Annotated in this window: 10 protein-coding genes; 4 read left to right on the top strand and 6 right to left on the bottom strand. The window is 60.1% G+C overall.

The features are described from left to right. Positions 1-119: 119 nt before the first annotated feature. From B0E33_RS05515 to B0E33_RS05525, 3 genes are all read left to right on the top strand, one after another. Positions 120-1,031 carry a DMT family transporter gene (locus B0E33_RS05515; RefSeq protein ID WP_031269674.1) on the top strand — a complete coding sequence of 304 codons (912 nt, stop codon included), beginning with the start codon at positions 120-122 and terminating at the stop codon, positions 1,029-1,031. 109 nt (positions 1,032-1,140) lie between these two features. Then, positions 1,141-2,679 carry a hypothetical protein gene (locus B0E33_RS05520; protein WP_077290645.1) on the top strand — a complete coding sequence of 513 codons (1,539 nt, stop codon included), beginning with the start codon at positions 1,141-1,143 and terminating at the stop codon, positions 2,677-2,679. A gap of 96 nt (positions 2,680-2,775) precedes the next feature. Beyond that, positions 2,776-5,787 carry a cation:proton antiporter domain-containing protein gene (locus B0E33_RS05525; RefSeq protein WP_077290646.1) on the top strand — a complete coding sequence of 1,004 codons (3,012 nt, stop codon included), beginning with the start codon at positions 2,776-2,778 and terminating at the stop codon, positions 5,785-5,787. A gap of 60 nt (positions 5,788-5,847) precedes the next feature. Here the strand turns inward: B0E33_RS05525 and B0E33_RS05530 are convergent, their stop codons facing one another. From B0E33_RS05530 to B0E33_RS05540, 3 genes are all read right to left on the bottom strand, one after another. Next, positions 5,848-6,654: a mechanosensitive ion channel family protein gene (locus B0E33_RS05530; protein WP_075283300.1), complete on the bottom strand. Its 807-nt coding sequence runs from the start codon at positions 6,652-6,654 to the stop codon at positions 5,848-5,850. A 96-nt stretch (positions 6,655-6,750) separates the two neighbouring features. Then, positions 6,751-8,298, bottom strand: coding sequence for an ankyrin repeat domain-containing protein (locus tag B0E33_RS05535; RefSeq protein WP_077290647.1), 1,548 nt, complete (start codon positions 8,296-8,298; stop codon positions 6,751-6,753). A 170-nt stretch (positions 8,299-8,468) separates the two neighbouring features. After that, positions 8,469-8,879 (bottom strand): winged helix-turn-helix transcriptional regulator, encoded by a 411-nt coding sequence (locus tag B0E33_RS05540; protein ID WP_023001852.1) that lies wholly within the window; start codon positions 8,877-8,879, stop codon positions 8,469-8,471. Between the two features lie 135 nt (positions 8,880-9,014). Here B0E33_RS05540 and B0E33_RS05545 point away from each other — a divergent pair, with 135 nt between their 5' ends. After that, a complete protein-coding gene (locus B0E33_RS05545) occupies positions 9,015-9,581 on the top strand; it encodes an NADPH-dependent FMN reductase (RefSeq protein ID WP_077293149.1) in 567 nt (188 codons plus the stop codon). A 66-nt stretch (positions 9,582-9,647) separates the two neighbouring features. Here the strand turns inward: B0E33_RS05545 and B0E33_RS05550 are convergent, their stop codons facing one another. The 3 genes from B0E33_RS05550 to B0E33_RS05560 form a co-directional block, all read right to left on the bottom strand. Then, positions 9,648-10,511 carry an SDR family oxidoreductase gene (locus B0E33_RS05550; protein ID WP_077290648.1) on the bottom strand — a complete coding sequence of 288 codons (864 nt, stop codon included), beginning with the start codon at positions 10,509-10,511 and terminating at the stop codon, positions 9,648-9,650. Between the two features lie 73 nt (positions 10,512-10,584). Further along, positions 10,585-11,328, bottom strand: coding sequence for a crotonase/enoyl-CoA hydratase family protein (locus tag B0E33_RS05555; protein ID WP_167579622.1), 744 nt, complete (start codon positions 11,326-11,328; stop codon positions 10,585-10,587). 21 nt (positions 11,329-11,349) lie between these two features. Then, entirely contained in the window at positions 11,350-13,131 is a 1,782-nt protein-coding gene (locus B0E33_RS05560) for an acyl-CoA dehydrogenase (RefSeq protein ID WP_077290650.1), read from the bottom strand. Positions 13,132-13,266 lie beyond the last annotated feature (135 nt).

The raw sequence follows: 13,266 nt of genomic DNA on the forward strand, positions 1-13,266 counted from the left end.
AAAGATCCAGATCATTATCTCCAACAGTATAAGTCGGTATACAAAAAGATAGCCCTTTGCCTGGGCCCGCCAATCCGTTACCGATGGGTTTCCACTCCATCTTCCACGCAACGGTTTTCATGTTTTCGCTGGTTAAACGTGTAGGCGACCTGACCTACGGCAACGCCCTGTTGATGCTGGCCCTGACCACATTGTTCTGGGGCGGCAATACCGTCGCCGGTCGTCTGGCCGTGGGCGAAGTGTCTCCGATGGTGGTGGTGTTCCTGCGTTGGGTGATCGTTGCCGGCATCCTGGTCCCGCTGCAATGGCGGCACATACGTGCGGAGTGGCCCCTGATGCGGCCCTATTCCTTCCGCATGGTGCTGATGGCCGTCTTCGGGTTCATCGGGTTCAACACCCTTTTCTACATCGCTGCGACGGAAACCACGGCCGTCAACCTAGGCATTATCCAGGGATCCGTCCCGATTCTTGTTCTGATCGGTTCCATGATTGCCTTCGGCAGCAGGATCCGAGCCCTGCAGGTGATCGGCATTCTGCTGACGCTTGCCGGGGTGACGCTGATTGCCGCCCAGGGCAGCCTGGACGTGCTGCTGGCGCTTGCCGTCAATCCGGGCGATGGCGTCATGCTGATCGCCTGTGTGCTCTATTCCGGCTATACACTTGCCCTGCGTGACCGGCCCCAGGTCTCACCACTGGCCTTCTTTGCGGTTCTGTCCGGCATTGCGGCCATCACATCTCTGCCCGGACTTGCATACGACATCGCTGCCGGCACCGTTCAGTGGCCGTCACTCCAGGGCTGGCTCGTAGTCCTTTATATCGCGCTGTTTCCTTCCTGCCTCGCGCAGATCTTCTTCATGCGAGGTGTCGAACTGATCGGACCGGCGCGCGCGGGGGTCTTTATCAACCTCGTGCCGATCTTTGCGGCCATACTGGCGGTCTCCATTCTCGGAGAACCGTTCAAATGGTACCACGGCACCGCTCTGGCGCTGGTAATCGGCGGCATCTGGCTTTCGGAGCGCAAGGCAGGTTAAGCGGATCGGCACAGTGCCGACGCAGTTGCAACCGGGTCGAGGGCCATTATCCTTGCTGCCGTTTTGAGTTTTTTGGAAACACCTTTTCTATCTGACCGGGATTTCAGGCGTGTTGCGCAGTTTCAAAGGTTCTCTCCGCGTGCTTGCCCTCGTGGCAGCCACCTTGTGTGTTGTCTCGACCGCCGACGCCGGGCTGTTGTCGCGGCTTGCGCGGGAAGCAGGCGATGCTGCGGGGTCCGCAGGCAAGCATATCGACACGCCCAAGCATCTTCTCGATGAAGGCGCTTCCCTGGCAAAGCGGTTGCCCAAGGTCACTGGTGCTGCATCCCTTGCCCTGATGCCGGCACCAGGCAACGCCTGGCAGCTTGTCACGCCTGACGGGAAAAGCCTTCAGCTCGCCTCCCTGCACGACTTGCCGAATGCCCTGGATGATGCCGCCAGACAGACCCACCGGCCACTGGCGGGTGATCTCCCCGGCAAGGCTCCTGTGCCCGACGCCCTGCAACTTGCGCTTCGGGAAACCGATTTTTTCAAGCTTCGCGACCAGCTTGACAGCCTGCCCCCCAAAGCCCGGGCGGTGATGGTGAGGCCAAATGGCAAGACCTACGACCTGAAGCCGATCAGCACTTCAAATGGCACGCGGCTTGCGGTTGCGCTTTCTCCAGACGTCCTGATCAACCCGGCAACCGCAAGGGCGCTCGACGGAAACATCAGGTTCCTGTCCCGGCCGGTTAAACGCGCGGATCTCAAGATGGCGCGGTTCAACAGCTCCGAAGCAGCCAATGCTTCAGGTCCCGGAGACATGATTGCCGATCTGAATGCCGACATTCTGGCCTCCAGCCTGGCGAAGTACAAAAACAGGTCGCTGGTTGTCACCGGCCGCATCACCCCGCACCCGCAAACCGGTCGCCCTCAGCTCAGCGTGCGTGACGGCAAGTCCGTGCGGGAAATCGACCTCGACGCATTTCAGAGGGCGGCTGAAAGCCAGCGGGTCAACCTGATGCTTGTGGAAAGCAAGTCACTGGTGCAGCCCGGCAAAAGCTGGTTTTCAAGAACAGCACTCGAAAAGCGCTTCGAGGCCGCGCAGTCGGCAATGACACAGGCGGAGCTGCTCAAGGCACTTTCGCCTCCGAACAGCACGACACTGATCCACGCTGCCGATGAACGAAACTTCCGCCTTGTTACCGCAAGCCGTTTCAGCCCGGAGGCGACCCCCGTAACGACCTCGCCTCAGGTGTCTGCCACTGCCGGAGACGACTATACGCTCGCAGGCTGGTTGCTGGACGCAAGCTTGCGCACAAGTGTCAGGACCATTCACCGCAATGGCGAGGACCCCGAGCACACGGAAGAAATCGAAAGCCGCTGGATACCCTGGATATCAAATTTCGACCTGATCCTGCTCTCGGTCCTTTCCGTCGTAACGCTGTTCATGAGCTGGTATCTCTGGCGCTGGTGGAACCGCTTCTGGCGCTTCGTGCTGGGGAACTGGGCTGCCGCCGATGCTCCCTCTTTGCCGCTCAAGCTCGTGAAGATCGTCTTCTTCCTGCCGTTTGCACTGATCATGCTGGTTCCGGCGATGATCTGGCTCTTTATCGGCGACTGGGTGAGATTTCTTACATGGCCGCTCCGAAAAGCATTCGGACGTTAACGCATTTGCGCGTATTCCTGTGCCCTATTGCCCGTGGCGGCAATAATTTTGGATGGCCAATTTGAAATTGCCGCAATCGCGGTGCACCATAACGACATGGAAACTCCATTAATTACAGGCGCTTTCGCGCTGCTCCTGATTACGATTTCCCTGCTGCAGCCCCTTGCCAGACGGCTTGGGCTGGCCCCCAGCGTTTTGCTGGCAACGGTCGGCACCATGATCGGCATTCTGGCGATCTATCTGCGCTACACTGCCGAAACGAATGCCTTCAACGCTATTGCGGACGTCTTCATCAATCCCCCGCTGGATTCGGAGATGATCCTCTACATTTTTCTGCCCATCCTTCTGTTTCAAACCGCCCTCACCCTGGAAGTTCGACGGATCGTCGAGGACATTGCCCCGATCCTGCTGATGGCGGTTGTCGCCGTCTTCGTCGCAACAGCCTTTATCGGCTTTGCCCTCTATCCGCTGGCAACGCTGTTTTCGCTCACCGACATCACGTTGATCGCCTGCCTGCTGCTGGGCTCGATTGTCGCCACGACGGACCCGGTTGCCGTTGTCGCCATCTTCCGGGACATTGGCGCGCCCGCGCGGCTCGGCCGCATCGTGGAAGGCGAGAGCCTGCTGAACGATGCTGCCGCCATCGTGATCTTCGTCATCCTGCTGCACATGCTGGCCGGTCACGAGACCATGACCGTCGGCGAAGCCGCCATTGCCTTCTGCCGCTCTTTCGCCGGTGGCATCATCGTAGGTGCGCTGCTTGGCCGGATCGCGGTTTCCCTTCTGCCGATCATGCGCGACATTCCGCTGGCACAGGTGACCCTGAGCCTGGCACTGCCCTACGGCACCTATGTGCTGAGCGACCAGTTCGTTGATGTTTCCGCCGTTGTTGCCGTCGTCTGTGCGGGCACTGTGTTCAACCTTTACGGCCCGGCCCGCATTCAGCCGGCCAGCTGGCAATTTCTCCATGCGGTCTGGGAGCAGATCTCCTTCTGGGCTGCTTCGCTCATCTTCCTCCTGTCCGCCATCCTGATCCCGCGTTTCGTGGAAGGCTTCACGCCTGTCGACATCCTGTTGCTGTTCGTCGTCATCGTCGCCGCATTGGCCGCCCGTGCGGTCGTCATCTTCGGACTGCTGCCGGTGCTCAGCGTTTTCCGGATGGGACAGGCGGTCAACGACCGCTACAAGACGGTGATCCTGTGGGGCGGCATGCGCGGCGCCGTCACGCTGACACTGGCGCTCAGCGTGTCCGAGCATGCGATGCTCTCGGACGAAGTGTCGGTCTTCGTCACCAAACTGGCGACGGGCTTCGTCCTGTTTACGCTGCTGGTTTACGGCACCAGTCTGAAGCCGCTGATCCGGCTGCTCGGTCTCGACAAGCTGAATGCCCGCGACGAGGCCTTGCGAACACAGTTCCTGGCCCTGGCTTTGTCAGACGTCCGGCACGAGCTGGAAACCGCCGCCCGCAACTATCACATTGCACCGCGCGTCACGGACGATGTGCTGAAAGACTACGAGAGCCGTGCGGAAGCCGCAGCTGCGGAAACCAACAAGCTGGAAGAACTGAAGGACTGGGACCGCGTCCGCATTGGCCTGATCGCCCTGGCCGACCGGGAACAGCAGCTCGTGCTGGAGCATTTCCACGAAAAGACCATCTCCGGACGGTCTGTTTCGCGGTTCCTGGCCCTGACCGGACGTACCGGCGACCTGACACGAAGCGACGGCCGGTCCGGCTATAATCAGGCTGCGCGTCAACCATTGAAATTCGGCCTCGGCTTCCGCCTCGCCCAGACACTGCAGCGGCGGCTCAGGATTGCCCGGCCATTGGCAATCCGTCTTGCCGACCGGTTCGAATTCCTGCTGGTCTACCGGATCCTTGCCGACGAACTGGTCGACTTCAACAACAAGCGGATACGCCCCCTGCTCGGCGACCGTGTTGCCGACATTCTGCAGGACACCCTGGCGATCCGGCAGGACGAGACCCTTGCAGCCATCGATGCCCTGCGCCTGCAGTATCCGGATTACGCCGACGCCCTGGAAGGGCAGTTCCTGCGCAAGGCCGGCGTCCGGCTGGAAGAAACCGCCTATGACGAAGCCAAGGAGCAGATGCTGATCGGCACCGAACTGCATCGCGACCTTCTGCGGGATGTCGAGCGGACCCGAAAAGCCTGTCACACGCGGCCTAAACTCGATCTTGGCCTGAAGACCCGCGAACTCGTCAGCGCGCATCCGCTGTTTGCGGACCTCACCCGCAAGCAGCAAAAGGCCATTCGCCGGATGATGCGGCCGCAATTCGCGACGCCGGGCGAGAAACTGATCCGCAAGGGCGACCGCGGTGATGCTGCCTATTTCATTGCGTCCGGCGCAGTGGAAGTGCGTGCACCCAGCCACAACATCCGTCTTGGCCGCGGTGACGTGTTTGGTGAAATCGCGCTGATGACCGGCGGCCGCCGCAGCGCGGATGTCGTCGCACTCGGGTATTGCCAGTTGCTCAGCCTCAGGGCGCAGGACTTCAAGGCGCTGCTGGCCGAAAACGAGGACTTGCGCAACCACGTCGCCATGCTGACCAAACGGCGTCAGCTGATGAACCTGGACGACGGCGAAACGGAAATGGAAGATCCTGTCTTTCCCATTTTCACCGAGATCAGAACCAGCAACCAGACCGGCGAGGAGCTGTCCCCGGAGACCGTTCTTGCGGAGCCTGATGCAGGAGAAACAGAAACCGAAATTCTCACCTTCGATGAGGCGGACGCGCAGAATGACCCTTCGCTCATGGAGAAGTTGAGCGCGGCGGATACCGTCACTGCAACGCCTGAAGAGCCCTCTCTGTCGGACAAGAACAAAGACAGCCACGCCGCAGAAGACGAAGAAGTACAGGAAGTCGCCAAGAGCGACGCCGGCTCTTCCGATGCGGAACCGGAACAGGCTGGCACTGAAGGCACGCAGCCACACTCGAAAGGCTTCGAAGCTTCTGCAGCGGACGCATCAACGCCGGACCAGGGCAAGTCGGAAGCAACTGAAGAGGCCACCGCCACGAGCGAGCCTGAGGAAACTCGAAAGCCGAAGACCAAGACCAAGACCAAGACCAAGACCCGCGAGACGGCATAGGCCTCTGATCGGAATACAATCGCCGCAGCGGACGTTCCCCTGCGGCGATGGTACGCCGTATTATCCAGCTTTCTGAATTTCGACCGAATGCGGATAGGGAATGGAGATGCCACCGGCATCAAACGCTTCCTTGACCGACTTCAGCATGTGGAACTTCAGTTCCCAGTAGTTTCCGGCATCACACCACAGCCTGACGCCAAGATCGACCGAACTGTCTCCCAGATTGGTCAACCGGACCCAGGGCTCCGGATCCTTGTGAACGCGTTCGTCCGTGTTGGCGACATCGAGAATGATCTGCACCGCCTTGTCGATATCGTCGCCATAGTCGATGCCGAAGGTCAGATCGAGACGCCGGGTGGAATGCGCCGAGAAATTGGTGATGACCGTGCCCCAGGCCTTGCCGTTCGGCATGATGATCTGAACGTTGTCCGGCGTCACAAGCTCGGTGACGAAGATGTTGAGATCCTTCACCGTTCCGGACGTTCCGCCGATATCAACATATTGGCCCATCTTGTAGGGCCGGAAGATGATCAGCATCACGCCTGCCGCGATGTCGCTCAATGTTCCCTGCAACGCCAGGCCGATGGCCAGTGTACCGGCGCCCAGCACGGCAACAAGACTGGTGGCCTGAATGCCGAAGAGCTGCAGAACCGCGATAACCGTGATGAGCAGGATGAGCCAGCGAACGATGGATGCGGCAAAGCTGCCGATCGTGTCGTCGATGCGCGGGTGAGCCACGATCCTGCTCTTGACGATGCTCGACAGGAAACCGGCCAGAAACCAGCCGATCACCAGAACGATGATGGCTTTCACTGCGTTGATGATCAGTGGCGTATAGACACTCACCTGGTCGATTGCGCTTTCCATGAAGTCCCTCCGTTCCCGTACAATCTCTTGAATACGTGGAAGTACTAACAGCAGATTTGGGCACTGGCCAGCAATGCACCCTGAGATTGCTGTAACTTACCGGAATATTGCCGGGGAGCCAGCTTCATCGGCTGAACCGGCAAGCCAATCCTCGAGAAACTGTGCCATTTCCTCGTTGCCGCATCCGCTGATGTAGCGCGGATCAAGCAAGCTGCCGGCTTCAAGCAGCAGACGTGCACAGGCAATATGATCGGCTTCACGGCGTTTCGGGGCAAATTCCGAACCGTGGACGACCGTGTCGAGAGCATCGCCGCCAAAGCGGTTCTTGTGGGTAAGATCCGGTCCAAGCGAGAGGAAATAGGCCATTTCATCCGCAAGGCCGTTCCAGCCTGCCACCTGCAATGGTGGCAACCCCATGTCGTCGGGCTCATTCGGGTCCAGTCCGGCCGCAATCAGCGCCTTCATGTGTTCCAGCTTGCCTGGAATGAAGGCGAGCCGCGTCAGCAGGCTTTTGTCTTCCTTGCTCAGACGCGCAATATCGAGACTACCCGGATTTGTCTTTCCCTCGGCGCAGGCGGCCAGAACCTGTTCGTTCCGGTCCAGCTTGTGCGCATGACCTTTCTCCACCAGGTATTTGGCGACCGGCAGATTGCCGTAAATCAACGCCATGGCGTATCCGGTATGGCCGTCCCAAACCGCGTCTGGATCGGCGCCATGGGCAAGCAACAGCTCGACAACCTTCACCGAGCCACCGCGCCGGGCTGCCTGATGCAGGGAGGGAATCGTGTTCATGGGCTGGCCGCTCGGATGATCCGGTACGGTGATGTTCGGATCGGCTCCGGCTTCCAGAAGCAGACGGACCTTTATTTCATCATCAAAGTCGAGTGCGCGCGGCAAGGCATTGGTCCCATCCGGCTGCGCGCCACGCTTCAGGAGGAGTTCGAGCGCACGCGGATGCTCAAGCTCGGTGGCGTGGTAGAGGCTTTCGTTGTCGTTGGGACTGGCTCCCTGGTCCAGCAACCAACGGCCAAGTTCGAAATTATCCGCGTGACACAACGCGCCATAGAGTGCGGACAGCATGTGTTTGTCGCCCGGCCTTTCCGGGTAACCGTCATTCACATCCGCTCCGTTGGCGACCAGCAGTTCGGCAATGGCAATCATGTCTGCCGCCCGTTCCGGACGCCGATGTATTTCCTTGGAAAAAGCCAGATGCAGGATCGGTGAGCGCACACCCACCAGGCGCGTGGCGGCTGCAGCGTCCGCTGCCACCACCGCGCGAACGGCGTCGAGGTCGTACAGGGCAACCTGAAGACCGAAATTGTCGTCCTTCAGCGTCGGGTCATCGGCAAGCAGTTTTTCCGTAACCCAATGTTGGCCGAAATAGAGCGCCTGTTTCAAACGCTCTGCCCGCTCTTCCCTGCTCAGGGATGCTGCTTCGAGGGTGAATTTCAGCTTCGGCCAGCTGTCATGACCGGCTTCACGGGCAATCACATGAAGAAAATCCGCGTGGCGAAGGGGCTTTGCCGGGTCTATGTGGGCGGATACACGGTCAGTGGCTCCCGCCTCGCCTTTCAGAAAGGCTTTTCTGAGACGGCGTGCGGATTTCTTGAAGTCGTCGAGGGAAGTTGCAGGTCCTGCGGACATGGCTTTTCTCCTGTGTCGAAAGCCCGGGCGATCCGCTGGTGTCGGGCGCAGGTGAAAAACCGGCATATGTCGTCAGAAGTCAGGGTGCTTTCGCTTTCCGCGGATCCGGCAGCCGCCCTCGTCGGCAACGCCAAATTGCATGAGGACACAACGGATTGCAACCCCGGAGGTCAGTCCGGACCGTTCTCCCTCTCGAACCGTTCTCGAGCCGAGGAGACAGCGGCTTCGTTCTCGATCGCCCAGTTGGTGAGCGCTTTCAGCGGCACCAGAAGCGTCCTGCCGAGCGGCGTCAGCGAATAGTCGACACGCGGGGGAATGCTGGGGGTCACGACGCGGTTGACTAGGCCGTCCTTTTCAAGTTCCCGCAAGGTCGCTGTCAGGGATTTCTGGGTCACGCCGCCAATCGACCGCTTGAGATCGGAAAACCGGCGCGGTTCATACTCAAGATGGGCAACCACCAGGCTGCACCATTTGCTGCCGACAGTTTGCAGCAGTCTTCGTACCGGCACGCAGCGCGGATCCTCGTGGTGCGGCAGCTGTTCTCGCGGCAGCTCTTCGACGGGTTTCGCCAGCGGTTTCATCAAGGATACCTCGGTTTCCAAAAAGTGCCGTCTTGCGGCCGGCTCAGTCTTACATCATTTCATACCAGTATCCAACGTATACCGAAGTATCGTCTGGATACTCCTCCCAAGCTTTTGTTTCTTAAGGAATTCATCATGTCGCTGAAACTGAAGATCATCTCCGGGTCGACCCGGCCTGGCCGCGTCGGGCCGACGATCGCGAAATGGGCAGCCAGTGCCGCCGAAGCGCATGGCGGCTTCGAGGTGGAAAGCATCGATCTCGCCGACATCAACCTGCCGCTTCTGGACGAGCCGGCGCATCCGGCTGCCCAGCAATACACCCACGACCACACCAAGCGCTGGAGCAGCATCGTCGCCGACGCCGACGCGTTCCTGTTCCTGACCCCGGAATACGACTATTTCGTGCCGGCATCGCTGGTGAATGCCGTGCAGGTGCTTTACCGCGAATGGAACTACAAGCCGGCCGGCATCATCAGCTACGGCGGGATTTCCGGTGGCCTGCGCGCGTCGCAGACGCTGCGCGAGCTGCTTGGCAACGTCAACGTGATGGCTCTGCCGCAGGTGGTTCCGGTTCCCTTCTTCCCGGAATTCATCAACGACGAAAGCGTCTTCACGCCGAATGACAAGATGAGTGAAGGCGCCACGCAGCTTCTGGGCGAGCTGACCAAATGGGCGACCGCCCTGAAAACCATGCGCGGTTAAATGACAAGGCCGCCGGATGTCGATCCGGCGGCCCCTAGATCTTCTGACACTCTTGCAGACCAGGTTCTACTTCTTGACCGGCCCCAGGTCGCACGGCGCCTTGCTCTCGTCAGGTACGAAGAAATCAGGTGCCAGTGCGAGGCTCGGGTCCACCCGATACTGGTCGAAATCGGTGACACCGCGACTGGCCAGGAACGTGTCGTCAATGACGAACTGTCCGGTAAATTCCTTCGAGGGTGTGGTGAAGATCTCGTAGGCTGCATCGGCCAGAATGTCCGGCGTCCGGCTCTGCTGCATCATCTTGTCACCACCGATGATGTTCTTGATCGCCGCCGTCGCAATGGTCGTGCGTGGCCATAGCGCGTTGACCGCAATCCCCTTGGAGCGCAGCTCGCCTGCCAGGCCCAGCACCACGAGGCTCATTCCGTATTTGGCGATCGAATAGGGCGTGAAGGGCGCGAACCATTTCTCTTGCATGTCCAGAGGGGGCGACAGCATCAGGATATGCGGGTTGTCGGACTGTTTCAAATGTTCGATGGCATGCTTGGAACAGGCAAGCGTTCCACGGGTGTTGATCTGGTGCATCAGATCGAACCGCTTCATGTCGGTCTGCTGCAGCGGGGTCAGTTGAATGGCACTGGCGTTGTTGACCAGAATGTCGAGCCCGCCGAAATGTGCCGCGGTCTTGTCCATTGCTTCCTTGACCGCTTCGTCGTCGCGCACGTCGAGCAGCACCGGAAGTGCCTTGCCGCCTGCCGCCTCGATCTCTTCGGCAGCGGAATAGATCGTTCCTTCCAGTTTGGGATGTGGCTCGGCGGTTTTGGCGGCGACGGCAACATTGGCTCCGTCACGCGCGGCCCGCAGCGCAATAGCCTTGCCGATCCCGCGCGATGCGCCAGTGATGAAAAGTGTCTTGCCCTTCAGGGACATGGTGGTTCCTCCGTATGCCGCTCTCCGGCGACAACCTTGCGGTCTGAAATTTTCTCATCCGAGCAAATGTGGCTCAGGCCTTCTTTTTGGTCATGAAAGCCTGGAAGGCAGCTATCGTTTCCGGCGCACTCAGCCGGCTGGAGAAGATCCTGATTTCTTCCTCTACGCGCTCGGACAGCTGAGCTGTGTCGCCGCGCAGAAGCTTTCTGGAAAGCGCCATTGCTTCGGGCGGCTTTGCGGCGATTTCCTTCGCGCAGGCAAGTGCTGCCGCGTCGACGTCACCTTCGACAACCTCGTTTACCAGTCCGGCCTGTGCCGCCTTTTCGGCCGAAAAGGCGTTGCCGAGGCAGAGCAGCTCAAAGGCCCGGGCCGGCCCCATGATCTGTGGTCCGAGCAGGCTGGACCCCGCCTCCGGAACAAGCCCAAGATCGACGAAAGGGGAACGGATGAGGGCGCGCGGGCTGGCAAACACCATGTCGCAATGCATCAACAAGGTCGTGCCGACACCGATGGCGATACCGTCTATCGAGGCAACCAAAGGCTTTTCGTTGCGAACCAGAGCCCTCAGGAACCGGACGACCGGTGTTTCCCCAAGCCCGGTCTTGCCAGCGTATTGCAGGAAGTCGCCAATATCGTTGCCGGCGGTAAAAACTTCCGGCAGGCCGCAGATCAGATGACAGCGAATACCCGCATCCGTGTTGCCTGTTTCCAGAGCTTCGGCGAGATCACTGTACATCTGCCCGGTCAGGGCATTCTTCTTTTCCGGCCGGTCCAGACGCAGGGTCTGGACACCGTCTTCAAGGGACTTGCGGATCATCATCTACTCCGATCAGGCGGTTCAGGACGCCAGGGCTTCGGCGTCGAACGCCTGAATGGCTTCGGCGGACAGAAGAATATCCGACTTCAAACCGGCGGTTTCCCCCATTGTGGTTTCACAGAAACTGCGGGCAAGCAGCGTACGTTCTGACAGCCGCAGTGCCGGTTCACCTGTCGAGGCAAGCGCCCCCTTGGCAAGCAAGGCGCCGCCCAGGGTCAGCCCGGCCAGCCGCAGATAGGGCGTCGCCCCGGCGAGGGCATCGCCGACCCTGCCATCCGCCTGCGCGCTCAGCATGAAGCTCGTTGCTTCCTCAAGATCCCGGATACTGGCCGAGAGCCGATCCGCGGCGGCACCGAATTCCGGGCGGTTGGAGGCAGCAACCTCGTCGGCCACGGTCTGCAGTTCCGCGATGAAGCCCTTGATGTGTTCACCGCCGGACAGCGGCAGCTTGCGCATGACCAGGTCGATGGACTGGATACCGTTGGTGCCTTCATAAATCGGGGCGATGCGCGCGTCGCGCAGATGTTGTGCGGCGCCGGTTTCCTCGATGAAGCCCATGCCGCCGTGTATCTGAATACCCAGCGAAGCGACCTCGACGCCGAAGTCGGTCGGCAGCGCCTTGGCGATCGGCGTCAGCAGGCTTGCACGCTCGTTCCAGAACGTCTTGCCAGCTTCGTCTTCGGCAATCTTCGACATGTCGATGGCGTGGGCGCAGGCGTAACAGATGGCGCGGGCAACCTGCGTGCGCGCCTTCATGCCCAGCAGCATGCGTTTGATATCCGGGTGGCGAGCAATGGGGCTCATGCCGTCGCCGGTCTCGCCGGGGGCCCTGCCCTGCTTGCGCTCCAGCGCGTAGGCAAGCGCATGCTGATAGGCGCGCTCGGCCACACCAAGCCCCTGAATACCGACTGCAAGGCGAGCGTTGTTCATCATCGTGAACATGCAGGCCAGCCCCCGATTTTCCTCACCGACCAGCCAGCCGATGGCACCGCCCTCGTCGCCATAGACCATGGTGCAGGTAGGCGAACCGTGAATGCCCATCTTGTGTTCGACACCGGCCACTTTCACGTCGTTTCGCTCACCCAAGGAACCGTCGTCGTTGACCAGGAACTTCGGTACAAGGAACAGCGAAATGCCCTTGGTGCCTACTGGCGCATCCGGCAGGCGCGCCAGCACCATGTGGACGATATTGTCAGTAAGATCGTGGTCGCCGTAGGTAATGAAAATCTTCTGGCCGAAGATGCGGTAGGTGCCGTCGTCCCGACGCTCGGCCTTTGCCTTGAGCGCATTCAGATCCGAACCGGCCTGCGGTTCGGTCAGGTTCATGGTGCCCATCCACTCGCCGGATACCAGCTTCTCCAGGTACTTGGCCTTGAGCTCTTCCGAAGCGTGTTTTTCCATCGCCTCGATAGCGCCGATGGTCAGGGTCGGTCCGATGGCGAATGCCATTGATCCGGAGTTCCACATTTCCAGAGCCGCCGCCGACATCATCACCGGCAGGCCCTGGCCGCCGGACTCCGGATTGGCGGTCAGGCTGTTCCAGCCGCCCTCGATCCATGCATGATAAGCCTCGCGCCACCCCGGAGGAGTAGACACCTTGCCATCGGCAAGCGGTGTGCCGTGCTTGTCGGCAACTGCATTGAGAGGCGCGATTTCCTCGGCGGCGAACCGGCCCGCCTCGGTCAGGATGGCATCGACAAGATCGTCGCCGAGTTCGGCATGACGGGCACTCTTTTGCAGGTCGGACAGACCGCAGACATGTTTCAGAGTGAAGGCAATCTCATCGACGGGTGCGCGATACATTCAGGTCCTCCCAAAACCAATTGGCTTTCGATTCTTGCCGCCGGATGGCGGTTTTCGCTGTTCCGAGCTTGACGGCAGCAAGGCTACTCCGCAAAAGGCGCTATCGACAGCGGTTTGAAAGGACAATAGACCCGT

Origin of the sequence: Roseibium algicola (assembly GCF_001999245.1) — a bacterium.
GTDB classification, from domain to species: domain Bacteria; phylum Pseudomonadota; class Alphaproteobacteria; order Rhizobiales; family Stappiaceae; genus Roseibium; species Roseibium algicola.

What these genes read in the sequence shown, in the direction of transcription:
- B0E33_RS05515 (WP_031269674.1), top strand. Translation starts at nt 120, where the DNA reads ATGTTTTCGCTGGTTAAACGTGTAGGCGACCTGACCTACGGCAACGCC.
- B0E33_RS05525 (WP_077290646.1), top strand. Translation starts at nt 2,776, where the DNA reads ATGGAAACTCCATTAATTACAGGCGCTTTCGCGCTGCTCCTGATTACG.
- B0E33_RS05530 (WP_075283300.1), bottom strand. Translation starts at nt 6,654, where the DNA reads ATGGAAAGCGCAATCGACCAGGTGAGTGTCTATACGCCACTGATCATC.
- B0E33_RS05535 (WP_077290647.1), bottom strand. Translation starts at nt 8,298, where the DNA reads ATGTCCGCAGGACCTGCAACTTCCCTCGACGACTTCAAGAAATCCGCA.
- B0E33_RS05540 (WP_023001852.1), bottom strand. Translation starts at nt 8,879, where the DNA reads ATGAAACCGCTGGCGAAACCCGTCGAAGAGCTGCCGCGAGAACAGCTG.
- B0E33_RS05545 (WP_077293149.1), top strand. Translation starts at nt 9,015, where the DNA reads ATGTCGCTGAAACTGAAGATCATCTCCGGGTCGACCCGGCCTGGCCGC.
- B0E33_RS05550 (WP_077290648.1), bottom strand. Translation starts at nt 10,511, where the DNA reads ATGTCCCTGAAGGGCAAGACACTTTTCATCACTGGCGCATCGCGCGGG.
- B0E33_RS05555 (WP_167579622.1), bottom strand. Translation starts at nt 11,328, where the DNA reads ATGATCCGCAAGTCCCTTGAAGACGGTGTCCAGACCCTGCGTCTGGAC.
- B0E33_RS05560 (WP_077290650.1), bottom strand. Translation starts at nt 13,131, where the DNA reads ATGTATCGCGCACCCGTCGATGAGATTGCCTTCACTCTGAAACATGTC.